Raw genomic sequence first — 24,213 nt, 5'->3', positions numbered from 1 at the left:
GCCATGAGGTTGCTATGGAACATAAAGATTCCGCTCAGGGTGATCTTGAGTCGTCCCTGAAACACAACGCTCGCCAACTGGTAGATAGCCTGGAACAAGGCAACTTTGGTGAAGCGGTACAGCTGATACATGAGCTCAACAAAGCGCGTGACCGCGGCTTGTATCACGAAGTCGGCAAGCTGACCCGTGAGCTGCACAACGCCATCGTCAACTTCCAGCTAGATCCCCGTGTGCCACACGCCACTGAGGTCTCGCAAATTACCGATGCCACCGAACGCCTGAATTACGTGGTGACGATGACCGAGAAAGCGGCCAATCGCACCATGGATCTGGTTGAGCAGAGCGCACCATTGGTTAATGACCTCAGTGATGAGGCGCAGAGTCTGAGCGCTGACTGGGGGCGCTTTATGCGCCGCGAGATGAGCGCCGATGGCTTTCGTGAGTTGGCCAAGCGTGTGGAGTTGTTTCTCGCGCGTAGCGAGCGTGACGGCGCCAAGATATCGGGTCACCTCAACGATATTCTCCTGGCTCAGGACTATCAGGATCTGACGGGGCAGGTGATCAAGCGTGTAACCCAGCTGGTGACCGAGGTGGAAAGCAATCTGCTGAAACTGGTGTTGATGGCCAGCCAGGTAGACCAGTTCGCCGGCATTGAGCACAACCATGAGCTGCTACGCGCCGAACAAGAACAACAAAAAGAGCCTTCCCGTGGTGAAGGTCCGCAGATTCATGCCGATAAGCGTGAAGACGTCGCATCCAATCAGGATGATGTCGACGACCTGCTTTCCAGTCTGGGATTTTAGGAGCACGTCTTATGAGCTTCGGCGCCGATGAAGAAATCCTCCAGGACTTCCTGGTAGAGGCCGGCGAGATTCTTGAACTACTGTCCGAGCAGCTGGTAGAGCTGGAAAGCCGCCCGGACGACATGAATCTGCTCAACGCTATTTTTCGCGGGTTTCATACCGTCAAAGGTGGTGCCGGTTTTCTCCAGCTCAATGAGCTGGTGGAATGCTGCCATATCGCAGAAAACGTCTTCGACATCCTGCGTAAGGGTGAGCGGCGCGTCGACTCCGCGTTGATGGATGTGGTGCTAGAAGCACTGGATGCCGTCAACAGCATGTTTACTCAGGTCCGTGAACGTACCGATCTGACTCCGGCCACCCCTGAGCTGTTGGCCGCCCTGGCACGCCTGGCTGAGCCGGCAGGTGCTGAGGAAACCGCGCCGGCTGAAGTGCACGCTGAGCCTGAACCCGAGGTTGAACAGGCTGCCGGCGATATTACTGACAGTGAATTCGAGCAATTGCTGGGCGCCCTGGATGAGGCGCCGACGCAAGCCTCCAGCGCCGCCAGCAGTGATGAGATTACCGATGATGAATTCGAGTCCCTGCTTGATCAACTGCATGGCAAAGGTCAGTTCGTAGCGCCCGACGTGGCGGCTGCACCTGCCGCGCCTGTTGCTGCTGCACCTGTGGCAACAGCAGCGGCTGGTGATGAAATCACCGATGATGAATTTGAGTCACTGCTCGATCAGTTGCATGGCAAAGGCCAGTTTGTGCCGCCTGCTGTATCGGCGCCTGCAGCACCCGCGGCCAAGGCTGAACCAGCTGCCGCGCCGAGCGGTGATATCACCGACGATGAGTTTGAAGCACTGCTTGATCAATTGCATGGCAAAGGCAAATTTGTCGAGCCTGAAACGACCAAGCCCGTTGCGCCAGCAGCGGCCGCCAAGCCTGCGGAGCCAGCCAAGGCCGCCCCTAAACCCGCTGTAAAACCTGCTGCCAAGGCAGAACCAGCCAAGGCACCTGCTGCCGCGCCTGCAACCGAAAAGGCTGCCCCGCCCAGCGAAGCGGAAACCACTGTACGGGTCGATACCGCGCGGCTGGATGAAATCATGAATATGGTCGGCGAACTGGTGCTGGTGCGTAACCGCCTGGTGCGCCTGGGTGCCAGTAGTGGCGATGAGGCCATGTCCAAGGCGGTGTCCAACCTGGATGTGGTCACCGCTGATCTGCAAACCGCGGTGATGAAAACCCGCATGCAGCCAATCAAGAAGGTCTTCGGGCGCTTCCCGCGTCTGGTTCGTGACCTGGCGCGCCAGCTCAAGAAAGAGATCAATCTGGAGCTGGTCGGCGAAGAAACCGATCTTGACAAGAATTTGGTCGAGGCCCTCGCAGATCCGCTGGTGCACTTGGTGCGCAACGCGGTCGATCACGGTATTGAAATGCCAGAGGAGCGCGAAGCCTCGGGCAAGGCGCGGGGCGGCAAGGTGATATTGTCCGCCGAGCAGGAAGGCGACCATATCCTGCTGTCGATTTCCGATGACGGCAAAGGTATGGATGCCGATCAGTTGCGTGCTAAGGCCGTGGAAAAAGGCCTGCTGGACAAGGACGCGGCCGACCGTCTCAACGAATTTGAATGCTACAACCTGATTTTCGCACCGGGGTTCTCGACCAAAACCGAGATTTCCGATGTGTCCGGCCGTGGTGTGGGCATGGACGTGGTGAAAACCAAGATTTCCCAGCTTAATGGCACGGTCAATGTGTTCTCGGTCAAGGGCCAAGGCTCGAAGATCGTCATCAAGGTGCCGCTGACCCTGGCAATTATGCCGACGCTGATGGTGATGCTGGCCAACCAGGCGTTCGCCTTCCCACTGGTCAACGTCAACGAAATCTTCCATCTAGACCTGTCGCGAACCAATGTGGTCGACGGACAGGAAGTGGTGATCGTGCGTGACAAAGCCTTGCCGCTGTTCTACCTCAAGCGCTGGCTGATCGGCAGCGCTGCCCATGTGGAACAGGGCGAAGGGCATGTGGTGATCCTCACTGTTGGCAGTCAGCGTATCGGCTTCGTGGTCGATCAACTGGTTGGCCAGGAAGAGGTGGTGATCAAGCCGCTGGGCAAAATGCTGCAGGGCACTCCAGGTATGTCGGGGGCGACCATCACCGGTGATGGACGTATTGCCCTGATTCTTGACGTGCCGAGCATGCTCAAACGTTACGCACGGCGTATCTGATTGTTAGCGGCGCAGCTATCTGTCGTGCCGCTTAGGAGTGTTTATGGCTGTTAAGGTGTTGGTGGTTGATGACTCCGGTTTTTTTCGTCGGCGCGTATCGGAAATTCTTTCAGCCGATCCGAATATTCAGGTAATCGGCACCGCTACTAACGGCCGTGAAGCCATCGAGCAGGCGCAGGCGCTCAAGCCTGATGTAATTACCATGGATTACGAGATGCCGATGATGGATGGCATCACGGCTGTGCGTAACATCATGCAGCGCTGTCCGACGCCGGTGCTGATGTTTTCCTCTCTGACTCATGAGGGCGCCCGCGTTACCCTGGATGCGCTGGAAGCCGGTGCGGTGGATTTTCTGCCGAAGAATTTCGAGGATATTTCGCGTAATCCAGAGCGGGTCAAACAGCTGCTTTGCGAAAAAATTCATACCATTGCCCGTAGTAACCGTCGCAGCCTGAGCCCGTCCCCCGTGGCTGCGCCTACCGCGACATCTGCTACGCAAGCCAAGCCCGCGGCACGTCCTGCAACTACCCCCAGCACCCTGGCTCGACCGTCTGGGGCATCTGCGCCGGCTGTTGCCAGTGCTGCGCCCAAGCGCAAATCTTACAAGCTGGTGGCGATTGGCACCTCGACAGGCGGCCCGGTGGCGCTACAACGTGTGCTGACCCAGTTGCCGGCGAACTTTCCAGCGCCGATTGTACTGATTCAGCATATGCCGGCTGCCTTTACCAAGGCCTTTGCCGAGCGACTCGACAAGCTTTGCCGTATTAGTGTCAAAGAAGCCGAGGACGGCGATGTGTTGCGTCCAGGCCTGGCGCTGTTGGCACCTGGCGGTAAACAGATGATGGTCGATGCGCGTGGCGTGGTGAAGATCCTTCCGGGCGATGAGCGCCTGAACTACAAACCCTGTGTTGATATCACCTTTGGTTCGGTGGCCAAGTCCTACGGCGACAAAGTGCTGGCGGTGGTGCTGACCGGTATGGGCGCGGACGGCCGTGAAGGCGCACGCCTGCTCAAGCAAGGTGGCAGCCAGGTGTGGGCACAGGACGAAGCCAGTTGCGTGATTTATGGCATGCCCATGGCCATCGTCAAAGCCAATCTGGCCGACGCCATCTACCCACTGGATGATATTGGCAGGCACCTGGCGGAGACCTGCACTTAATGGATGTACTGAGCCTTATTGGGGTCATCCTGGCATTTGTCGCCATCCTCGGTGGCAATTACCTCGAAGGAGGACATGCTGCGGCTTTGCTCAATGGGCCCGCTGCGCTGATCGTGATCGGTGGCACCCTGGGCGCGGCGTTTTTGCAGGCACCGATGAATGTGTTCAAGCGGTCTCTAGCGATTATCAGCTGGATTTTCTTTCCACCTCGTGTGGACCTGGCTGGTGGCATCAGCCGCGTGGTTGGCTGGAGCATGACCGCGCGCAAGGAAGGCCTGCTCGGCCTTGAGGCGGTGGCCGATGTTGAGGTCGATCCTTACGCGCGAAAAGGCTTGCAGCTATTGGTTGATGGTGCCGAGCCTGAGGCCATCCGCAGTATTCTCGAAGTCGATCTGTACACTCAGGAAGGCCGTGATATTCAGGCTGCCAAAGTGTTTGAAAGCATGGGCGGCTACGCGCCAACCATTGGCATTATCGGCGCCGTGATGGGCCTGATTCATGTAATGGGCAATCTGGCTGACCCGAGCATGCTAGGCAGCGGGATTGCCGTGGCATTTGTGGCGACCATTTACGGCGTGGGGTTTGCCAACCTGTTACTGCTGCCCATTGGTAACAAGCTCAAGGCCATCGCTCAGCGTCAATCGCGTTATCGCGAGATGCTGCTCGAGGGCATCCTGTCGATTGCCGAGGGTGAAAACCCGCGCTCCATCGAATTGAAGCTGCAAGGCTTTATGGATTGATGGGGACAGACTATGGCCCGCAGGCGTCACCACGAAGAACATGAAAACCACGAACGTTGGCTGGTCTCCTATGCCGACTTCATTACCCTGCTGTTCGCATTTTTTGTGGTCATGTATTCGATTTCTTCGCTCAATGAAGGCAAGTACAAGATTCTTTCCGACAGCCTGACCGGGGTGTTCAACCAGCCTGACCGGGCGATCAAACCGATACCGGTGGGGGAAGAGCGGCCGCGTACTACTGAGCCGGATCGTTCGCTGGTGGATGAGGAGAGCGCGCAGTCATCCGCTGATGATCTACAGAGCATCGCCAGCAGTGTGCGTGAGGCATTCGGTGATCTGATCCAATCCGAGCAGCTCAAGGTCAGTGGCAATGAGCTGTGGATCGAGATTGAACTCAGCTCCAGCCTGCTGTTCACCAGCGGCGATGCCATTCCCAACAATGCGGCGTTCGACATTATCGAGAAAGTAGCCAAAATACTGGCGCCCTACGAGAACCCTGTTCATGTGGAAGGCTTTACCGACAATCTGCCGATTCAGACAGCCCAGTTTCCGACCAACTGGGAACTCTCTACAGCGCGAGCTGCCAGTATCGTACGTATGCTGACAATGGATGGAGTTAACCCTAGTCGTTTGGCGGCAGTGGGTTATGGTGAGTTTCAGCCTGTAGCTGATAACGGCACGGCAGAAGGGCGTGGGCGTAATCGTCGAGTGGTATTGGTGATTTCGCGCAATCTAGATGTGCGTCGTAGCGTGAGTGGTGTAGGCAGTGCCAATGCCAAACCCGATGCGGCCTTGCAACGGGCTGGCACGCAACCTGCACCAGCCCCGGCAGCGCCGGCCCCGCAAGCGGGTGCCGTCAAACCCCCGTCGCCGGCCCCATAAGGGAGGCCCCCGTTCTCGGTCAGGCTGCAGCTGTACCGGGAGGATGATAACGATGAGAGTCTGGGCAGTAGCCAATCAAAAAGGTGGAGTCGGCAAGACCACCACATCCATCGCTCTGGCAGGCCTGTTGGCTGATGCCGGTAAGCGTGTGGTGATCGTCGATCTCGATCCCCATGGGTCGATGACCAGCTATTTCGGGCACGACCCGGACAGCCTGGAGCACAGCAGCTTCGACCTGTTTCAACATAAGGGCAGCGTTCCACGTGGCTTGCCGCAGCAATTGCTGTTGCCCACCAGTGATGAGCGTATTTCCCTGCTGCCGTCGAGCACTGCGCTGGCGACGCTGGAACGCCAGTCGCCTGGGCAAAGCGGGCTGGGCCTGGTGATCGCCAAGAGCCTGGCGCAGCTCTGGCAGGATTTCGACCATGCGGTGATCGACAGCCCGCCCTTGCTCGGCGTGCTGATGGTTAACGCCCTAGCTGCCAGCCAGCAATTGGTGATTCCCGTGCAGACCGAGTTTCTGGCCGTCAAAGGTCTGGAACGGATGGTCAATACCCTGGCGATGATCAACCGTTCGCGTCAGCAGGCATTGCCATACACCATCGTGCCGACCCTGTTTGACCGGCGTACGCAAGCGTCTATGGGCACGCTACGGGTGCTGCGCAACAGTTATCCAGAGCACCTATGGCCGGCATACATTCCGGTGGATACGCGCTTGCGTGATGCCAGCCGGGCCGGGCTTACGCCGTCCAAGTTTGACAACAATAGCCGTGGTGTAATCGCCTATCGGGCGTTACTCAAGCATCTGTTGTCACAGCAGATTGCCGCACAGGTCGCTTGAGATGAACGGCTATGCTGAAGATATAAGCTCAAGTCTGTCGCTAGCGCGGCCGATAGTCTGTACAGATCGTTATTGTGGGTTGTATTCATGAGTCGTCCTCTAGCCACCGCTACACGTCCGCAACTGGCCTTGCAGTCCTATCTGGACGGCTTGTTGCAGGATGCTGCGAGTGATTTGGAGTTGACCGAAAGCATCACCCTCGATGAATTCGAGGCTGCAGTGCTGGAGGAGCAGGTGCGCGATGCCCGCACTATGCCGCAGGTTCAAGCCGTGGCGGCCAAACCTGTAGTTGAGCTGGCGCCGCGGCCGTTGGTGCTGCCCACTATCGAGATGCCCTCGCCGCAAATTGAGGTTCGGGTCGAGCCGCCGCAAGAGGTGATTGAGACTGCTGTGGTGATTGAGGTTGCGCAGCCTGTGCCACAGATGCTGGTGGTGCCGGAGCCACTGCTGCAGGGCCGGCCTGAATGGGCTCAGGGGCCTTTCGAATGCCTGTTGTTCGATGTTGCCGGTTTGACCCTGGCGGTTCCGTTGGTGTGCTTGGGCTCGATTTATCCCCTGGAAGGCCAGGAGCTTACGCCGTTATTTGGCCAGCCAGATTGGTTTCTCGGCATACTGCCGTGCCAGGCCGGCAACCTGAAAGTACTGGATACCGCGCGCTGGGTGATGCCGGATCGTTACCGCGATGACTTTCGCGAAGGTTTGCAGTATGTGATTTCTGTTCAGGGCTACGAGTGGGGGCTGGCGGTGCATCAGGTCAGTCGCTCGATTCGTCTCGATCCCAACGAGGTCAAATGGCGCAGCCAGCGTACGCAGCGTCCGTGGCTGGCGGGTACGGTTATCGAACATATGTGCGCCCTGCTGGATGTCGCATCCCTGGCGGAGTTGATTGCCAGCGGTGCGGCCAAGCGTATGGCGGCTAACCGGGTTCATTGAATAACGCAGTGCTGTGCGATGTGCGCAGCTTTGCATCTATAGTAATCACAGCGGGGTATACACCCGCGATTGCCGCCGCGAGCGGTTCATGACGAGGCTAGGGACATGAAGAAAAGTTCTGCACAAGGTTCTGATGATCCGATTCTGCAGTGGGTAACGTTCCGCCTGGACAACGAGACCTATGGCATTAATGTGATGCAGGTTCAGGAAGTCTTGCGCTATACCGAGATTGCCCCTGTGCCGGGTGCTCCGAGCTATGTGCTGGGCATCATCAACCTGCGCGGCAACGTGGTCACAGTCATCGACACACGTCAGCGTTTTGGCTTGGACTCCACTGAGGTGACCGATAACACCCGTATCGTGATTATCGAAGCTGACAAGCAAGTGGTTGGCATCCTGGTCGACAGCGTGGCCGAAGTGGTTTACCTGCGCCAATCGGAAGTGGAGACCGCGCCGAACGTTGGTAACGATGAGTCGGCCAAGTTTATTCAGGGTGTTTGCAACAAGAACGGCGAGCTGCTGATTCTGGTTGAGCTGGACAAGATGATGAGCGAAGAAGAGTGGTCCGATCTGGAGAGCATCTAAGCCATGCTCGACGCGTTGCTGATCGCGCTGGCCCTGACTTGCTTGGGGCTGGTAGGCGCTTGCGTCTGGCTGACACGGCAGCTGCGCGACGCCATAAAGCAGCAAGGCGAACATGATGCTGTGCGTGACCGCCGGCTCAAGGAGCTTGGCAGACGTCTGGATGCCTATTTGACCGGCAGTGTGCAGATGGGTGAGGAGTTGCACGAATTACGTCGGGTTGTCGCGCCGTTACCCGACAAACTCAATCAAATCGAGCAGCGTGACCCCAGTAGCCTGTCGTTTACCCAGGCTGCGCGTTTGGCGGGCATGGGCGCCAGTGTGGATGATCTGACCCAGTCCTGCGGCCTGAGCAAGGCCGAGGCGGAGTTGGTTAGCAAGATGCAGCAGGCCAAACTGCAGCGTTCCTGATTCTCCCATCTTCAAACAATATTCAATGTGCCGGCCCTTCTAGTAGGCGCAGCGGCGGCGTGATATCGCTGTCGCGCTCACTGCCGGCCGGCGCTTTACCTTTCAGGTACCAGGCAAAGGCGATGATTTCCGCGATACAGCGATACAGCTGTTCGGGAATCGCGTCACCCAGCTCCAGGCGCGCCAACAGGCGCACCAGTTCGGCATTTTCGTAGATCGGCACTTCATATTCGCGGGCAATAGCCAGAATAGCCTCGGCCAGCTCGTCGTCACCCTTGGCGCTGAGTACCGGCGCATTCTGGCCGTCGTAAGTGAGTGCAATGGCCTGGCGTGGCGGGGTCTTCTTCATGCGGTTTCATCCACCCAGCGCTGTTCCAAGGTCGTGCGTGGCCCGCGTGGCGGCGTGCCCTGGTTGCAGGCCAGCTCGCCAACCTGCACGCCAGCGGCATTCAGGCGCTGGCGCAGGTTGTCTAGTTCGGCATCGATCAGGCTGACAGTGCTGCCGAGTTCTGCCCAGATTTGGCTGGACAGACGGCCGTGGGCCAGTTGCGCCTGGACTTGCAAGGGGCCCAGCGGCTCTAAATCGAATGCCAACTCGACTTTCCACAGGGTCTCCTTCTTCTCGGATTTGCCTTGCTGACTGTTTTCCTCGCGCTGGATTTTTACCTGCAAAGGCACCAGTTCCTGCTGGTTGCGCATGGGCAGCTCCAGTTGCCAAGTAGTGAGCAGGTTGCCATCCGGGCCGACCTGGCTTTGCGCCAGGCTGGAGAGTTGGTGGGTTTGCAGGCGCGAGATGGCTGCCGCGGCAAGTTTCAATAGCGCCTCAAGATCGGCTTCACCCTCCATGGACTGAAGTAGGCGCGAGGGCAGGGGGAAGCTTAGTGCTTGCTGGCGACTGGTGGCCTTGCCTAGGCTGCCGAGCAGATCGCGGGCCAGTGCCGGCATCGCTTGGGCCATGGCTGAACTGGCGTTGGCGGTCGCCAGCGGAGTACCTGCTGGAAGGTTTGGTAGCAGTTGGGTAATCAGGCGCAACAGGTTGGCTTTCAGGTCGGTTGGTAGCGCTTGGCCCTGGCCGCCGAGCAATTTGCTTTCTAACAGGATGCCGCTGTTTTCCAATGCCATCGCCAGACCTTTCGGGGTGCTTAATTGCGTGGCATCGGGCAGTGCCCCGAAGAGTTTGTCGATGCTGGTGCGTAGGCCTTCACTCACCTCGGCATTGCCGCGCAGCCCTTGCAGGGCTGTGAATAGGCCTTCCAGTGAACCTTGACGGTTGCTTTGGTTGCCGATTTGCTGGCTCAGCGCGAGCTGATCCAGGCGACCGCTCAGCGGTAGGAAGTTCAACGACTGGTTACCCTGTACCTGGGCGCTGAGCAGGCTACCCAGAGGGAGTGCCAGCGGCGTTTCCAGAGACAGTTTGCTGCCAGCCAATGGCGTGTTGAGCAGGTTGACCAGCACCTTATAGACCACCTGCTGCGAGCGGGCCTGTAGCAGTTGCTCGCGAGCCACCACTTTGCCTTGCAACAAGGTGCCAACCGGTAGCTGATCAAGGTCCAGGCTGGTCAGGGGCTTGTCGCCGCCCATTAGTACGGACAGGGCCAGGCGGGTTTCTGATAGGGCGGTTACGGCCAGGGAGGTGCCCTGGGCAAGTGGGCGCGGGCTATTGGCTTCCAGGGTGGTCTGGCTGCCGTTGTTCAACGTCAGCTTGAGCAGTACCTGAAAGCTTTGCGCCACTTCCTTGAGGGCAATAACTTCGGCCTTGGCGGTTTCACCACTGGCCAGCAGGCCTTGCATGGGCTGCAGCAGTTTTACCGCCAGGTCCGCCGCTATGGCGCTGGGGCGAGTGCTGGGGGGCGTTGGCGCAATAGGCCGTGGACTGCTGATGTCGCTCATTGGCGGGTTACACCCTGTCGAAAATGCCCACTGCGGGAGGCGAGGTCGGGCATGTATAATCGCGCCCCGTCTGAGTAGGGTGCTTACAAAATACTGCGCTCGGCCATGCTGCGTTGAAGTCCGCCTCAAACTGCTCATGTACTACTCGTACACTCCGCTTTTTCGGCTGACTTCGTCTTGCCTGGCCATCGCTCGCTACTTTTGTAAGCATCCTCTGTGCTCGCAGCGCATTCCACTTGCGTCAGTATAGCGGCCAAGACTCTGCCGACTTGAACAGCTTTTGCCACCCATCTTAAGGTACCGATGCCTTGACCAGTCCTCTTCTCGAAGCCGTTGCGCTCGCCTGTGAGCGAGACTGGCGCATGCTTTTCGAGCGTCTGGAGCTGCGTCTGGTTCCCGGTGAGATGCTGCAGGTGGCCGGTCCCAACGGCAGCGGCAAGACCAGCCTGCTGCGGTTGCTGGCCGGGCTGATGCAGCCGACCGCCGGTGAGATTCGCCTGAATGGCAGCCCGCTGGCGGAGCAGCGGGCTGAGCTGGCGCGCAATCTGTTGTGGACCGGCCATGCCGCCGGCATCAAGGGCCTGCTCACTGCCGAGGAGAACCTCACCTGGCTCTGCGCCCTGCATCAGCCGGCCGAGCGTGAGGCCATCTGGCAGGCGCTGGCGGCGGTGGGGCTGCGTGGTTTTGAGGATGTGCCCTGTCATACGCTGTCCGCTGGGCAGCAGCGCCGTGTGGCGCTGGCCCGTCTGTATCTGCCAGGCCCGTCACTCTGGGTATTGGATGAGCCGTTTACCGCCTTGGATAAAGCGGCGGTGGCGCAGCTGGAGCACCATCTGGCCGCGCACTGTCAGCAGGGCGGTCTGGTGGTGCTGACCACGCACCATGAATTGACGGTCAAGCCGGCCGGTTACCGCGAGCTTGATCTGGGGCAGCGTCCGTTATGAGCAATGTCTTTAGCCTATTGCTGGCCCGTGAGGCGCGCCTGTTGTTTCGTCGTCCGGCCGAGCTGGCCAACCCGCTGGTGTTCTTTGCCATTGTGATTGCGCTGTTCCCGCTGGCTGTGGGACCGCAGACGCAGTTGTTACAAAGCCTTTCGCCTGGGCTGGTGTGGGTAGCTGCGCTATTGGCCGTGCTGCTCTCGCTGGACGGGCTGTTTCGCAGCGATTTTGAGGATGGCTCGCTGGAGCAGTGGGTCCTTTCGCCGCACCCCCTGGCTCTTCTGGTTCTGGCCAAGGTGCTGGCACACTGGCTGTTCTCTGGCCTGGCACTGGTGTTGCTGGCGCCGCTGCTGGCGTTGATGTTGGGTTTGCCGGGGCGCTGCCTTCCGGTGCTGCTGATCTCGCTGCTGCTCGGTACGCCGGTGCTAAGCCTATTGGGTGCGGTCGGTGCAGCGCTGACGGTAGGCCTCAAGCGTGGTGGTCTGCTGCTCGCGCTGCTGATTTTGCCGTTGTACATCCCGGTGCTGATTCTCGGCAGCGGTGCGTTACAAGCCAGCCTGCAAGGATTGCCGGCGGTCGGCCACCTATTGTGGTTGGCCAGCCTCACTGCATTGGCGGTGACCTTGACACCTTTTGCCATCGCCGCTGGTCTGACGATCAGTGTCGCTGAGTAGACAATAAGCCTGAATGGCCGGTTGATCCGAGTGCCTGCCTGCGCTCTGATCAGCCCTAGCACTGATGAGTAACCTGATGAACTGGACGTGGTTTCACAAGCTCGGCTCGCCCAAATGGTTCTATGAAATCAGCAGCCGCTGGTTGCCCTGGTTGGCCCTGGCCGCTGCCGTGCTGCTGGTGGTCGGTTTGGTCTGGGGGCTGGCCTTTGCTCCGCCGGATTACCAGCAGGGCAACAGCTTTCGCATTATCTATATCCATGTGCCGGCGGCGTTTCTCGCTCAGTCGATTTACGTGATGCTGGCGGTAGCCGGGACGGTTGGTCTGGTGTGGAAGATGAAACTGGCTGATGTTGCCCTGCAACAGGCCGCGCCCATTGGTGCCTGGATGACCGTGATCGCCCTGGTGACCGGCGCGGTGTGGGGCAAGCCGACCTGGGGCACTTACTGGGTCTGGGACGCGCGCCTGACCTCGATGCTGATTCTGCTGTTCCTGTATTTCGGCGTGATCGCCCTGGGCAACGCCATCACCAACCGTGACAGCGCCGCTAAAGCCTGCGCGGTGCTGGCCATCGTCGGGGTGGTGAATATCCCGATCATCAAATACTCGGTGGAGTGGTGGAATACCCTGCACCAGCCCGCCACCTTCAGCGTGGTGGAGAAACCGGCCATGCCGTTTGAGATGTGGATGCCGCTGCTGATCATGGTGCTGGGCTTCTACTGCTTCTTTGGCGCCGTGCTGCTGCTGCGCATGCGTCTGGAGGTGCTCAAGCGTGAGGCGCGTAGCAGTTGGGCCAAAGCTGAGGTCAAGGCGCTGGTGGAGAAAGGCCAATGAGTTTTGCCAGCTTTAGCGAATTTATCGCCATGGGTACCCACGGGCCTTATGTCTGGTCCTGTTATGCCATCAGCCTGGCTGTGCTGGGGCTGAATGTGGCGCTACCAATCCTGGCGCGTCGCCGTTATCTGCAAGACGAGGCGCGTCGTTTGCGCCGGGAGGAGTCGAAGTGAACCCCGTGCGTAAAAAACGCCTGTATATCGTCCTGGCCATCATTGCCGGTGTCGGCATCGCCGTGGCCCTGGCCCTCAGTGCGTTGCAGCAGAATATCAACCTGTTTTACACCCCGACCCAGATCGCCAATGGCGAAGCCCCGCAAGATACCCGTATCCGCGCCGGTGGCCTGGTTGAAGAGGGCTCGGTAAAGCGCTCCAGCGATTCGCTGGACACCGATTTCGTTGTCACCGACGGTGCCAAGAACGTAACCATCCGCTTTACCGGCATCCTTCCGGATCTGTTTCGCGAAGGGCAGGGCATCGTTGCCATGGGCAAGCTCGACGCTAACGGCGTGTTGATCGCCGACGAAGTGCTGGCCAAACACGATGAGAACTATATGCCGCCGGAAGTCATGCAGGCCCTGGAACAGAGCGGCATGAAACAGCAGCACGACGCAGCCAAAGCAGCCAAGCAGGCGTCCCCATCGGAGTACGCGCAATGATTCCCGAGCTCGGCCATCTGGCGATGATTCTGGCGCTGTGCATGGCGCTGGTGCAGGCGACCCTGCCGCTGATCGGCGCCTGGCGTGGTGACCGTCAGTGGATGAGCCTAGCGCAGCCAGCTGCCTGGGGGCAGTTCAGCTTTATGCTGTTTGCCTTTATCTGCCTGACCTACGCCTTTATGGTCGACGACTTCACCGTCGCCTACGTGGCCAACAACTCCAACAGTGCATTGCCCTGGTACTACAAGTTCAGCGCCGTGTGGGGCGCCCACGAGGGGTCGCTGCTGCTCTGGGGGCTGATTCTCGCCGGCTGGACCTTTGCCGTATCGATCTTCTCGCGCCAGTTGCCGGAAGAGATGCTCGCCCGCGTGCTGGCGGTGATGGGCATTATCAGCATCGGCTTTCTGCTGTTTCTGATCATCACCTCCAACCCGTTCGAGCGCCTGCTGTTCGACACCCCGGCAAACGGTCGTGACCTCAACCCGCTGCTGCAGGACTTCGGTCTGATCATCCACCCGCCGATGCTCTATATGGGCTATGTCGGCTTCTCCGTGGCCTTCGCCTTCGCCATTGCCGCCTTGCTCGGCGGCAAGCTGGACGCCGCCTGGGCGCGCTGGTCGCGGCCCTGGACCATCGTTGCCTGGGCCTTCCTCGGCATCGGTATCGCGTTGGGCTCCTGGTGGGCCTACTACGAACTCGGCTGGGGCGGCTGGTGGTTCTGGGACCCGGTGGAAAACGCCTCCTTTATGCCCTGGCTGGTCGGCACCGCGCTGATCCACTCCCTGGCCGTGACGGAAAAACGCGGCGTGTTCAAGAGCTGGACCGTGCTGCTGGCGATTGCTGCGTTCTCCCTCAGCTTGCTGGGGACCTTCCTGGTGCGCTCCGGCGTGCTGACCTCGGTGCATGCCTTTGCCAGCGACCCTGAGCGCGGCGTGTTTATCCTGGCCTTCCTGCTGTTGGTGGTGGGCAGCTCCTTGGCGCTGTTCGCCGTGCGTGCGCCGGTGGTCAAGAGTCAGGTCGGCTTTGCCCTTTGGTCGCGGGAAACTCTACTGCTGGTGAATAACCTGATTCTGGTGGTGGCCGCGGCGATGATTCTGCTCGGCACCCTCTACCCGCTGGTGCTGGATGCCATGACAGGAGCCAAGCTGTCGGTCGGCCCGCCGTACTTCAACGCCCTGTTCGTACCGTTGATGGGCCTGCTGATGGCGATGATTGCGGTCGGCGTGCTGGTGCGCTGGAAAGACACGCCGCTGCAGTGGCTGCTGAGCATGCTCACGCCGGTGCTGATTGGCAGCGTGGTGCTGGCAGTGATCGCCACCTTCCTGGTCGGCGACTTCAACTGGGCGGTGCTTGGCGTGTGCCTGCTGGCCGCTTGGGTGGTGTTGGCCGGGCTGCGCGACATTATTGAGAAAACCCGCCACAAGGGTTTTTTCCGCGGTTTGCCAAGCTTGACTCGCAGTTACTGGGGCATGCAGACAGCGCACCTGGGCATGGCCGTATGTGCCCTGGGCGTGGTGCTGACCAGCATGGGCAGCTTCGAGCGCGATATGCGCATGGCGCCGGGCGAATCCGTGGAAATTGGCGGCTATCAGTTTATTTTCGAAGGTGCCGAGCACTTCGAGGGGCCGAACTTCACCTCCGACAAAGGCACTGTGCGCATCCTCGAAGGCGGCAAGCAGATTGCCGTGCTGCACCCGGAGAAGCGTCTGTATACCGTGCAGCAGTCGGTGATGACCGAAGCCGGCATCGACGCGGGGATCACCCGCGACCTGTTCGTCGCCCTGGGTGAGCCGCTGGAAAACGGCGCCTGGGCGGTACGCGTGCATATCAAGCCATTCGTTCGCTGGATCTGGTTCGGCGCGCTGTTGATGGGCTTTGGCGGCTTCCTCGCTGCCAGCGACAAGCGCTACCGCATGAAGGTACGCACCCGCGTACGTGATGCGCTGGGCATGGCGGGGGTGCAGGCATGAAGCGTTTACTGCTGCTGTTACCGCTGGTGCTGTTTCTCGGCGTGGCGGTGTTTCTCTACCGCGGTTTGTTCCTCGATCCCACCGAACTACCATCGGCGCTGATCGGCAAGCCGTTCCCGGCGTTCTCCCTGCCAGCGGTGCAGGATGGCAAAACGCTGAGTGAGGCCGATCTCAAGGGCAAGCCGGCGCTGGTCAACGTTTGGGCGACCTGGTGCGTGGCCTGCCGTGTGGAACACCCGGTGCTGAACAAGCTGGCCAAGCTGGGCGTGACCATTCATGGGGTCAACTACAAGGACGACAACGCCGCCGCGCAGAAGTGGCTGGTGGAGTTCCATGATCCCTATCAACTGAACGTCAACGATGCGCGTGGCACCCTGGGCTTGGACCTGGGCGTGTACGGTGCGCCAGAGACCTTCCTGATCGACAAGGACGGCATCATCCGCCACAAGTTCGTCGGAGTGATTGATGAGCGCATCTGGCGTGAACAGCTTGCGCCGCTCTACCAAGAGCTAGTCGATGAGGTGCAGCCATGAAGCGTCTGCTAAGCGCCGCTGTATTGGGCCTGGCGTTGTTGGGCACCGCCCAGGCCGCTATCGACACCTACGAATTTGCCACTGAGGCCGAGCGCGAGCGTTACCGCAATCTGGTGGAAGAGCTGCGCTGCCCCAAGTGCCAGAATCAGAACATCGCCGACTCCGATGCGCCGATAGCCATGGACCTGCGTGCGCAGATCTTCCGCATGCTGGAGGAGGGCCAGAGCAATGAGCAGATCATCGACTATCTGGTCAGCCGCTATGGCGATTTCGTCCTCTACAAGCCGCCGGTAACCGCGCGCACGTTGCTGCTGTGGTATGGCCCGGCTGGTTTGCTGGTCGGTGGTTTCGTCCTGCTCGGGGTCATCCTGGTGCGTCGTCGTAGCAAGCCGGGCGCCGCCGGTGGCCTGTCTGCTGATGAACAGCAGCGTCTGGCTGCTCTGCTTAATCAAACGCCTGTGGATAAGAAAGACTGATGATTGAATTCTGGTTATGCGCCGGCCTGCTGTTGCTCACGGCCCTGGCGTTTCTGCTGATCCCGGTGCTGCGTGCGCGCAAGGTGCAGGCCGAAGAAGACCGTACTGCCCTTAACGTGACCCTGTATCAGGAGCGTTTGCTGGATCTACAAGGCCAGCACGACGCAGGTGCGCTGAATGCAGAGCAGCTGGCCAATGGTCGTGATGAGGCAGCCCGCGAGTTGCTCGCCGACACCGAAGGCGCGCAGGCGCAGCCGGCCCAGCGCTCTCTGGGCGGTAAAATTCCGCTGGTTGCCGCGCTGCTGATGCCGCTGCTGGGGTATGGCCTGTACCAGCACTGGGGCGCCATCGATGACGTCGAGCGTGCACAAACCTTTGCCGCGCAGCCAAAGTCCATCGAGGAAATGACTGCACGCCTGGAAGCTGCGGTGCAGAGCGATCCCAAGTCCGCCGAAAGCTGGTACTTCCTTGGCCGTACCTATATGGCTCAGGAACGTGCCGCTGACGCTGCCGTGGCGTTCGAGCGCGCCGTCGATGTGGCTGGGCGTGCGCCGGAGCTGCTCGGGCAGTGGGCGCAGGCGCTGTATTTTGCCGGCGACAAGCAATGGACTGAGCAGCTGCAAGCGCTCACCGATGAAGCGCTGAAGGCCGATCCGGCAGAAGTCACCAGTCTCGGTCTGCTCGGTATTGCCGCGTATGAAGCCGGGCAGTTTCAGCAGGCGATTGATCGCTGGCAGCAGCTGGTCGCGGTACTACCGGCTGAAGACCCTTCACGTTTGGCGATTCAGGGTGGGATTGATCGCGCCCGTGAGCAGCTTGGCGCGCCTGCCGTCGATGCCGCACCGGCGGCTAGCCAAGGCCTGAAAGTGCGCGTCGCTCTGGCTGCCGAGCTGCAAGCCAAGGTACAGCCGGGTGACGCGGTATTTATCTTCGCTCGCGCCGTCTCCGGGCCGCCGATGCCACTGGCGGTCAAGCGCCTGAGCGTGGCTGACCTGCCGGCTGAAGTCAGTCTGTCGGACAGCGATGCGATGATGCCGCAGTTGAAGATTTCCGGCTTCGAGCAGGTGCAGCTGGTCGCCCGTATCTCGCGCAATGGCAATGCCACTGCAGGTGAATGGATTGGCAGCAGTCAGCCGTTGGCCAGCAAGACCACGGAGCTGCAGCAGCTGTTGATCGACAGCGCTGACAGCAAAGCACCATGAGGCTGTTTTTGCGTGGTGCGGTGTTAGTCGGCCTGCTGGGGCTCGGTGCTTGCGTACAGTCACCGGTTGCAACAGCACCGGTGACAAACCCTAGCGGCAGTAGCAATCACCCACGGTTTGCGCCGCCACCGGGAGTGGACAGTCAATGGGATTCTGGGCTCGGGGTTTATGTGGTCGGTGGGGCGTCTCATCTGTACTACCGGGAACGCACCTATTACCGCTGGAATTCCGGCTGGAGCTGGGCCAGTAACCCGCAGGGCCCCTGGTTGCCAACCGACAGCAGCGGTGTGCCACCGGGCCTGCATCGCCGCTATGCCCAGTAACTAGGGTTACGATCTGCTGCGCGTCGACCCTGCTGCGTTAAAAACAAGCTCGGAATGCTCATGTACAAAAGTGCACTCCGCTTCCTCGCTTGTTTTGACCAGCCGGAGGCTGTTACTAACGTAGCGCCTTGCAGGACTCTAGCTCGCGAGATCTCAGACAGCTTGGTTAGTGTGCGGGGCAGGGCGTTGCGGGGCGGCGCTCGATATCTGGTTCGAAATCTTCGATCAAACGACAGATGGCCTGGCCATCGGGGGCGCATTCGCCCTTGTTGGCCCAGTCGTCGAAAGCGTTCTGCATCACCTGCGCCAGGCGCTGACATTCCTCGATATGCGCCTGCAAGGCCGCCAGGCGTTCGCTGAGCAGGTCGCGCACCTCGGCGCAGGGCGCCTGGCCGTTATCGGCGCTGGCGAGGATCTGTTGCGTGTCTTTCAGGCTAAAACCCAAGCGGCGTGCGCGAGCGATAAAGCGCAGGCGTTGCAGGTCTGAGCTGGAGTATTCCTGGTAGCCGTTATCCGGGTTGCGCGTGGGCCGAAGCAAGCCAAGGTCGGTGTAGTGACGCACCGTCTCACTGCTGACAGCGGCGGCTTTGGCCAGTTGGGCGACACGCATAGTCACTCTCCATTAATAAGGGCCGCGCCAGGTTAAAGCCTGGGGGCGGCCCTTGGGTCAAGCTCGCAGGTTTATTCGGCGATCTGCAGCTTGCGTGCCTCATGGTAGAAGAAGCGAATTTTCTCGTACTCGAACGGCGAGTTGAGCTGGCCGTAGCGGAAGTTCACCGTGGAGCGCTGGTCGACCACTTCCAGCAGGATGATTTCCGGATGGCTGGCGCTGGTTTCGGCGACATTCAGCCAGTTGACCTGGCTTTTGACCGTAAAGTCCGCCACCAGGCCGCCGGTATCGCGCAGGTTCGATGGTCCCAGCAACGGCAGAATCAGGTAGGGCCCGGCTGGTGTGCCGTAATAACCCAGGGTCTGGCCGAAGTCTTCCTTCTGCTTGGGCAGGCCCATGCGGGTCGCCGGGTCCCAAAGACCGGCGACACCCAGGGTGGTATTGAGCAGTAGACGCCCGGTGGTCTGCATGGCGCGCTTGCCCTTGAGCTGCAGCGCACTGTTAATCAGGTTGGGCACATCACCCAGGTTGCTGAAGAAGTTGCTGACGCCTGTCTGCACCAAGGTTGGGGTGATATAGCGGTAGCCATCGACAATCGGCAGGAATACCCACTCATCGAAGCGGTAGTTGAAGTGATAGACGCGCCGGTTCCACGACTCCAGCGGGTCATAGACTTGCAGTGCGCTGAGGGTCGAACGCTCGAACTCACGCTGATCCAGCCCCGGATTGAATTGCAGGTGTTGTAACGGCTGCGTGAAGCCATCGTCATCAACAGCGTGTTGGGCGTACGACAGGCTGCTGCCGAGCAACAGGGTGAAGAGCACTGCGAGGGAAATGGGCTTAGCCACGGAAGAACTCCAGCATGGCGTCGCTGTTGACGCGATAGTTGAGGTTGCCGCAATGGCCACCCAGCGGATAAAGGGTCAGGCGTTCACCCAGGGTGCGGCGCAGAAAACCCAGGTCACCAGGGCCGAGGATCACATCATCGGCGTTGTGCATGACGGCAATCTTGCTGCTGCTTTTCAGGTAATCAGCTACGCCATACAGGCTGACCTGGTCGATCAACTGCGCCACGCTGCCGCCATCTGTACGCGCGCGCCACATGGGAATCAATTGCTCGGTCAGGTAGCAGTCGAAATCGCACTGCAGGGCGCGGCGGAAAAATGGAGTAAGGCTGGTGCCTTCGCTGATCGGGTATTCGATCGGGGTGATCAAGCCGCGGCGGTTGATCAGGTCTGAGGTAAAAGCGATATCGGCAGAGGAGAAGCGAAACGCCGCGCCAATCAGCATGGCCATCTGTTCGTCGCTGAGCTGCTCCCCCGAGTTCTGAAAGTCATAGAGCAGGGCATCGTTGATATCGACGTAACCCTTTTCCTGGAAGTAACGTGTCAGCTTGCCCAACACCAGTTCATAGAAGGTGGTGCTGTTGTCGATACCTTCGACTTTGGTTTGCACCATGCGGTCGAGGTTGGTGATCGAGGTGTAGAGGTTTACCGGCGGGTTGAGCAGCAACACGCGCTTGAAGTTGAAGCTGCGTCGGGTTTCATCCAGCTCGCTGACAAAGGCGGCCTGCAGCGCGCCGAGGCTGTAGCCGGTGAGGTGGTATTCGCTGACTTTCAGGCGCGGATGCTGTGCACGCACGGCTTGCATGGCGCGGTACAGGTCGTCGGCGTCTTCGCGGGTGATGCCGGGTGTGGCAAAGCGCGAGGCCGAAGTCATGAAGTCATAGCTGGTCGGCGACGACAGTTGCACCACGTGATAGCCGGCGCCGTAGAACAATCTCTTCAGGTATTCCGGGGTGCTGCTGGCGTAATGCGCGCCAGTGCCGGCGATGATAAAGATCAGCGGCGCTTCGCCGGACTGCTTGGCCATGCGGTAGCGCATCTGGGTGACCGGCCAGAAGTTGTCCGGCAGCTCGAACTCGCGCTCCGGACGCAGTTTGATCTGGTAGTCGTCCTGGCTGATGTCGGCGTCGACCGGAAGCTCCGGGCGCAACTCGGGCGGGGTGGTCGCCAGGGTGGCTTCGAAGGGGTTACTAATGGGATAGCCATAACTGCTGGCATCGATATCGGCAGCGCTGACGGGGGCCATCAGGGCCAAGCAACTGAGAAGGGCAAGCAGACGAGGGACATGCGACATGGCTAAATCTCTTGAGAGCTAGGGCTGATGCAGTTGGTCAGGAATGGCTCGATTTGACCACATAAGTCAGGTTACGTGCCGTTTAGTTATAAATTGGCAGTTTTTCAAGCGTAAGTGCCATTTCGACATCCGGTTGTCAGGGCACTACCGCGAGCTGTTCAACCCAGATCAGCTCGCAGGCTCCGTCGCCGGTATCTTCACGGCTGAGTGAACTGACCCAGCGATAGCCATCATCGCCATCGATGCGTACCAATTGTCCGCTTAGGCGAATCTGCTGGCCCGCTTTGAGTTGGGTCAGCGTGTTGGCCACTTCTGCATTGGCCGGTATCAGGTGCATATTGGCGCTGTTGATCTCAATCTGCCGGCGCTCGATCGGCAGTTGTTCTGACCGCCAGAAGTACCAGCGGTTGCGCTGACTAATACTGATATGGCGCAGCACCTCAGGATCGGCCATTGGCCCCCAGCCAAGCGCCAGATCAGTCGGTGAAAGCTTGGCACCACGGTCGAAGTAGTAGTCTTCACGGCCCAGAATACGCGCCTCCAACTGGAAACTCTCCAGCCTGCTGACCGTGTGCTCCGCCACGCGCCAGCTACTGCCGGACAGTGGTGTCGTGGGCGAATGGCCGCTGGGTCTAGGCAATAGCATGACCCACAGCATCCAGAGGCCGAGCAGGCTTGCGGTGATCAGTATTAGGCGACGTATCAGCATGGCTGGATTCTAGCCGCAGAGACTGCAAGCGGCGATCTCGGGGTGTTATCCGTGGCGCGGCGGCTTATCCTAGGCAGCCCCTTTATCTGCTTGAGTTGCCTCATGTCCCGTTATCTGCCTCTGACTGCTCTGCTGATCGCTGCGGTCCTGTGTCTGGCCTTGAGCTTTGCGCTGCGCTATCAGCTAATGGAGGGCGCGCAGTGGGTCGGCCTGTGCGTTGAGGATCCGCAACAGTTGGCCTGCCAGGTACGTGCAAGCCTGGGCTGGTTGATCCACTTCCGGGTCTTGGCCTGGGCTGCGCTGATTATTGCTGTGCTGGCGTTTGTGCTGCCGGGTGCTTGGGGCAAGCGCCTGGCGGTGCTGGCATTGCTGCTCGGCCTGCCGGCGCTGGTGTTGTACAGCGCCAGCCTCGCGGTATTTGCCGTGGTGCTGGCGCTGCTGCGCTGGGTGCGCGCGCCGCAGACCGCCTGATCAGGCGGTTTGCGTTTTAACCCGCAGGCTGCGCCATAGCGCCGCGACCAATAGCACGCAGGTCAGCGCCCAGCCTAGAGCTTGCCAATTGCTTAGGGTTTCCTGGTACAGCTGCGGCGCAATACATGCGCCGACCAGCAGCGCGAGCAGGGCGACTTCACGGCGGTAGCCACCCACCGGGCGACACAGATAGACCAGCGCGGGGAGCAGCAGTGCTGCGCTAGGGAAGCTGCGGTAGCGCGCATCCACCACCAGCGCGAGCATCATCACCGCTCCGGCAAAACCGCTTAGTGTCAGCCACAGCGCGCCCTTGCTGTGCAGCCAGTTGGATAGCTGTGCGCGCCAGCCAGTCTGCTTACTGAGCAGCAGCGCGGCGTGGGCCAGTACCAGAAGGTTCAGCGCAATCAGTGCGGCTGCGCAGAGCCACTCGCCGAGGTAACGGCTGGTAACCAGCGTCAATTCGGCAAACAAACTGATACAGCCGGCCCCAAGCGCCGCCAGCAACGGCAATAACAATGCGGCACGTGGCGAACGCGGTTGACCGGCCAGCAGCAGCGTCGCTGTCGCAATGATCAGACTTAAGCTCAGCCAGGCCGGCCAGTGCGGCAGGTTGGATACGGAACCGGCGAGGATAGATTTGTCCTGGCGGTCGGCGTCATACAGGCCCCAATAACCGCCAACGGCACCTTCGCTAATGCGTTTCCACGGCTGGTCAAATGCCTCGATCAGGTTGTAGCGCCAGCCGTTCTGCTCGGCCATGGCGACAAAACCACGGATAAACTTGGCTTGGTTGACCAGGCTTGGCACTGCGGTTTCACGCTGGCGCCCTTCGCTTGGCCAGCCGGTTTCGCCGATCATGATGTCTTTGGGCGCATAGGCATTGCCAAAGGTCTGGCGTACTTCAGCGACTTCATGCAGAGCACTTTCGATCCCCGCTGGGTTGTCTTCCCAGTAGGGCAGCAGGTGAATAGTGATGAAGTCCACTGCGGGGGCAACTTCCGGGTGTTTAAGCCAGAACTCCCAGACATCCGCATAGGTGACCGGCTGCTTGATCTGGCTTTTAACCTGCTTGATCAGCGCCACCAGTTGTTGCGGAGTGACTTCTTTGCGCAGCAGCGCCTCGTTGCCGACTATCACCGCCTGCACCACATCCGGGTGAGCGTTGGCGATTTTTACCAGGCCGGCGATCTCAGCCGCTGTATCGGCCGCGTTACGGCTGACCCAGGCGCCGACGATGAGTTTCAGGCCATGTTTACGCGCCATATTCGGCAGCTCTTCCAGGCCGGTCACCGAATAGGTGCGCAGGCACTCGAATCGTTCTGCGAGCAAGGCCAGATCTGCTTCCATGCGCTCGGGGCGCAGCTGCATGGGTTGATCGAAGGGCGATTGATCCTTGTCGAATGGGGTGTAGGACGCGCATTGCAGCTTGTGCGTGGGTGTTGCGGCATCAGCCAATTCGACCGGTTGGCCAAGGCCATACCACAGGCCGTAAAGCGCCAGTAGACCGAGCAGACAGGCAAAGAGGTAAGGCGGAGCAGGAAAGCGAGAAGTAGCAGGCATAGTCAGGCGCGTATGGTGGCTGAGCTGCGAATAGTAGCGGATTGGTTCCGCTCCCCGCTGACTGTTTTACAGCCTGCTCAGGTGCCTTGCCGCTGCAGCAGTCTTTATGCCTGGTGATGCAACCAGGCATGTTTAGGGCGCACAGTAGCGGTTGTCGAACGCCCTTCGATGCGCTGCCAGACCTTCTCATGGAAGTAGAACCCCACGGAGTTGCACAGTGGTTCGATGGCCGCTACCAGGCCGCTAGCGGCGATGCTGCCGGTCAACGCATAAGTGACACCGAAGGCGATACAAAAGTGCATCAGGGTAAAAGTCAGAGTCTTGAGCATGGCGCACCTCGAGTGAGAAGTATTCTTCATTGAGATGCAGCCTAGTTGTTCAAGTTCGATTGAGGAAATGCTGCGCTTGAATGGCTTTGATAGTTTTTGATGATTGATGCGAGGAGGCACTCGCTGGCTATTCATCGGCCAGTGCCAATAAAAGCCGCCTGGAGCTGTTTTTGATGGAGCGTAGCGACGCGCCCGAAGGGGTGGTTGCCATGGATGGCAAACAATAAAAAACCCGCCCTAGGCGGGTTTTTTCTTTCAAGCGGGCTTGAAAGGGTTACGCATGTGGCTTTATAGCCCCTGAGTAATCGGTTAAACACCAACTGCTCTACCAACTGAGC

The 24,213-nt window shown here is 59.8% G+C and carries 28 protein-coding genes; 20 read left to right on the top strand and 8 right to left on the bottom strand.

Going from position 1 to position 24,213, the window contains the following annotated elements:
* Positions 1-14 precede the first annotated feature (14 nt).
* The 9 genes from AACX99_RS12145 to AACX99_RS12105 all read left to right on the top strand — a co-directional run bounded on the left by AACX99_RS12145 (position 15) and on the right by AACX99_RS12105 (position 8,561).
* Complete coding sequence (locus tag AACX99_RS12145) at positions 15-803, top strand: protein phosphatase CheZ (RefSeq protein ID WP_339412105.1); 789 nt, start codon at positions 15-17, stop codon at positions 801-803.
* Between the two features lie 11 nt (positions 804-814).
* Positions 815-3,013, top strand: a complete 2,199-nt coding sequence (locus AACX99_RS12140; protein WP_339412103.1) for a chemotaxis protein CheA — start codon at positions 815-817, stop codon at positions 3,011-3,013.
* A gap of 43 nt (positions 3,014-3,056) precedes the next feature.
* Entirely contained in the window at positions 3,057-4,172 is a 1,116-nt protein-coding gene (locus AACX99_RS12135; protein WP_339412101.1) for a protein-glutamate methylesterase/protein-glutamine glutaminase, read from the top strand.
* Positions 4,172-4,912 (top strand): flagellar motor protein, encoded by a 741-nt coding sequence (locus AACX99_RS12130; protein WP_339412099.1) that lies wholly within the window; start codon positions 4,172-4,174, stop codon positions 4,910-4,912. The genes AACX99_RS12135 and AACX99_RS12130 overlap by 1 nt, the downstream gene beginning before the upstream one ends.
* 12 nt (positions 4,913-4,924) lie before the next feature.
* Positions 4,925-5,794 carry a flagellar motor protein MotD gene (motD, locus tag AACX99_RS12125; protein WP_339412097.1) on the top strand — a complete coding sequence of 290 codons (870 nt, stop codon included), beginning with the start codon at positions 4,925-4,927 and terminating at the stop codon, positions 5,792-5,794.
* A gap of 52 nt (positions 5,795-5,846) precedes the next feature.
* On the top strand, positions 5,847-6,635 hold the full coding sequence (locus AACX99_RS12120; RefSeq protein ID WP_339412095.1) for a ParA family protein: 789 nt from the start codon (positions 5,847-5,849) through the stop codon (positions 6,633-6,635).
* Positions 6,636-6,722: 87 nt separating this feature from the next.
* Entirely contained in the window at positions 6,723-7,568 is an 846-nt protein-coding gene (locus AACX99_RS12115) for a CheW domain-containing protein (protein ID WP_339412093.1), read from the top strand.
* A gap of 105 nt (positions 7,569-7,673) precedes the next feature.
* A complete protein-coding gene (locus tag AACX99_RS12110) occupies positions 7,674-8,153 on the top strand; it encodes a chemotaxis protein CheW (protein ID WP_090252131.1) in 480 nt (159 codons plus the stop codon).
* 3 nt (positions 8,154-8,156) lie between these two features.
* Entirely contained in the window at positions 8,157-8,561 is a 405-nt protein-coding gene (locus tag AACX99_RS12105; RefSeq protein WP_339412091.1) for a DUF2802 domain-containing protein, read from the top strand.
* A 22-nt stretch (positions 8,562-8,583) separates the two neighbouring features.
* On the opposite strand, the gene AACX99_RS12100 is transcribed toward AACX99_RS12105, so the two are convergent.
* The gene (locus AACX99_RS12100) at positions 8,584-8,910 is read right to left on the bottom strand and encodes an EscU/YscU/HrcU family type III secretion system export apparatus switch protein (RefSeq protein WP_339412089.1); all 327 of its coding nucleotides are present in this window, start codon (positions 8,908-8,910) and stop codon (positions 8,584-8,586) included.
* On the bottom strand, positions 8,907-10,451 hold the full coding sequence (gene fliK, locus AACX99_RS12095) for a flagellar hook-length control protein FliK (protein WP_339412088.1): 1,545 nt from the start codon (positions 10,449-10,451) through the stop codon (positions 8,907-8,909). The genes AACX99_RS12100 and fliK overlap by 4 nt, the downstream gene beginning before the upstream one ends.
* A 308-nt stretch (positions 10,452-10,759) precedes the next feature.
* On the opposite strand from fliK, the gene ccmA reads away from it, so the two are divergent.
* The 10 genes from ccmA to AACX99_RS12045 all read left to right on the top strand — a co-directional run bounded on the left by ccmA (position 10,760) and on the right by AACX99_RS12045 (position 18,057).
* The gene (gene ccmA / locus AACX99_RS12090; protein WP_339412087.1) at positions 10,760-11,395 is read left to right on the top strand and encodes a cytochrome c biogenesis heme-transporting ATPase CcmA; all 636 of its coding nucleotides are present in this window, start codon (positions 10,760-10,762) and stop codon (positions 11,393-11,395) included.
* Positions 11,392-12,063 carry a heme exporter protein CcmB gene (gene ccmB / locus AACX99_RS12085; protein WP_090252142.1) on the top strand — a complete coding sequence of 224 codons (672 nt, stop codon included), beginning with the start codon at positions 11,392-11,394 and terminating at the stop codon, positions 12,061-12,063. Before ccmA ends, ccmB begins: the two co-directional genes overlap by 4 nt.
* Before the next feature lie 73 nt (positions 12,064-12,136).
* Positions 12,137-12,895, top strand: coding sequence for a heme ABC transporter permease (locus tag AACX99_RS12080; protein WP_339412227.1), 759 nt, complete (start codon positions 12,137-12,139; stop codon positions 12,893-12,895).
* Positions 12,892-13,068, top strand: coding sequence for a heme exporter protein CcmD (ccmD, locus tag AACX99_RS12075; RefSeq protein WP_339412084.1), 177 nt, complete (start codon positions 12,892-12,894; stop codon positions 13,066-13,068). Before AACX99_RS12080 ends, ccmD begins: the two co-directional genes overlap by 4 nt.
* A complete protein-coding gene (ccmE, locus tag AACX99_RS12070; RefSeq protein WP_339412083.1) occupies positions 13,065-13,553 on the top strand; it encodes a cytochrome c maturation protein CcmE in 489 nt (162 codons plus the stop codon). Before ccmD ends, ccmE begins: the two co-directional genes overlap by 4 nt.
* On the top strand, positions 13,550-15,523 hold the full coding sequence (locus AACX99_RS12065) for a heme lyase CcmF/NrfE family subunit (RefSeq protein WP_339412081.1): 1,974 nt from the start codon (positions 13,550-13,552) through the stop codon (positions 15,521-15,523). The genes ccmE and AACX99_RS12065 overlap by 4 nt, the downstream gene beginning before the upstream one ends.
* Positions 15,520-16,056 carry a DsbE family thiol:disulfide interchange protein gene (locus AACX99_RS12060; protein ID WP_339412079.1) on the top strand — a complete coding sequence of 179 codons (537 nt, stop codon included), beginning with the start codon at positions 15,520-15,522 and terminating at the stop codon, positions 16,054-16,056. Before AACX99_RS12065 ends, AACX99_RS12060 begins: the two co-directional genes overlap by 4 nt.
* A complete protein-coding gene (locus AACX99_RS12055; protein WP_339412077.1) occupies positions 16,053-16,532 on the top strand; it encodes a cytochrome c-type biogenesis protein in 480 nt (159 codons plus the stop codon). Before AACX99_RS12060 ends, AACX99_RS12055 begins: the two co-directional genes overlap by 4 nt.
* The gene (gene ccmI, locus AACX99_RS12050) at positions 16,532-17,734 is read left to right on the top strand and encodes a c-type cytochrome biogenesis protein CcmI (protein WP_339412075.1); all 1,203 of its coding nucleotides are present in this window, start codon (positions 16,532-16,534) and stop codon (positions 17,732-17,734) included. The genes AACX99_RS12055 and ccmI overlap by 1 nt, the downstream gene beginning before the upstream one ends.
* A complete protein-coding gene (locus AACX99_RS12045) occupies positions 17,731-18,057 on the top strand; it encodes a hypothetical protein (protein ID WP_339412073.1) in 327 nt (108 codons plus the stop codon). The genes ccmI and AACX99_RS12045 overlap by 4 nt, the downstream gene beginning before the upstream one ends.
* A gap of 166 nt (positions 18,058-18,223) precedes the next feature.
* Here AACX99_RS12045 and AACX99_RS12040 read toward each other — a convergent pair whose 3' ends face one another.
* From AACX99_RS12040 to AACX99_RS12025, 4 genes are all read right to left on the bottom strand, one after another.
* Positions 18,224-18,667: a MerR family DNA-binding protein gene (locus tag AACX99_RS12040; RefSeq protein WP_339412071.1), complete on the bottom strand. Its 444-nt coding sequence runs from the start codon at positions 18,665-18,667 to the stop codon at positions 18,224-18,226.
* A 71-nt stretch (positions 18,668-18,738) separates the two neighbouring features.
* Positions 18,739-19,491 carry an MlaA family lipoprotein gene (locus AACX99_RS12035; RefSeq protein ID WP_445261870.1) on the bottom strand — a complete coding sequence of 251 codons (753 nt, stop codon included), beginning with the start codon at positions 19,489-19,491 and terminating at the stop codon, positions 18,739-18,741.
* Between the two features lie 16 nt (positions 19,492-19,507).
* Complete coding sequence (locus AACX99_RS12030; protein ID WP_339412069.1) at positions 19,508-20,806, bottom strand: serine/threonine protein kinase; 1,299 nt, start codon at positions 20,804-20,806, stop codon at positions 19,508-19,510.
* A gap of 136 nt (positions 20,807-20,942) precedes the next feature.
* Positions 20,943-21,515 carry a hypothetical protein gene (locus tag AACX99_RS12025; RefSeq protein ID WP_339412067.1) on the bottom strand — a complete coding sequence of 191 codons (573 nt, stop codon included), beginning with the start codon at positions 21,513-21,515 and terminating at the stop codon, positions 20,943-20,945.
* A gap of 102 nt (positions 21,516-21,617) precedes the next feature.
* Between AACX99_RS12025 and AACX99_RS12020 the strand changes: the two genes are divergently transcribed.
* Complete coding sequence (locus AACX99_RS12020) at positions 21,618-21,986, top strand: hypothetical protein (RefSeq protein WP_339412065.1); 369 nt, start codon at positions 21,618-21,620, stop codon at positions 21,984-21,986.
* Here the strand turns inward: AACX99_RS12020 and AACX99_RS12015 are convergent, their stop codons facing one another.
* Together AACX99_RS12015 and AACX99_RS12010 are read right to left on the bottom strand one after the other, a co-directional pair.
* Entirely contained in the window at positions 21,987-23,546 is a 1,560-nt protein-coding gene (locus AACX99_RS12015; protein ID WP_339412064.1) for a glycoside hydrolase family 17 protein, read from the bottom strand.
* Positions 23,547-23,650: 104 nt separating this feature from the next.
* Positions 23,651-23,875 carry a DUF2061 domain-containing protein gene (locus AACX99_RS12010; protein WP_339412063.1) on the bottom strand — a complete coding sequence of 75 codons (225 nt, stop codon included), beginning with the start codon at positions 23,873-23,875 and terminating at the stop codon, positions 23,651-23,653.
* Between the last annotated feature and the right edge of the window lie 338 nt (positions 23,876-24,213).

The sequence above is a fragment of the Pseudomonas sp. EA_35y_Pfl2_R5 genome, assembly GCF_963970805.1.
In the GTDB taxonomy this organism is placed as follows: Bacteria; Pseudomonadota; Gammaproteobacteria; order Pseudomonadales; family Pseudomonadaceae; genus Aquipseudomonas.
Note: the sequence above shows the minus strand (reverse complement) of the source record. Positions and strands in the feature narration are given on the sequence as shown.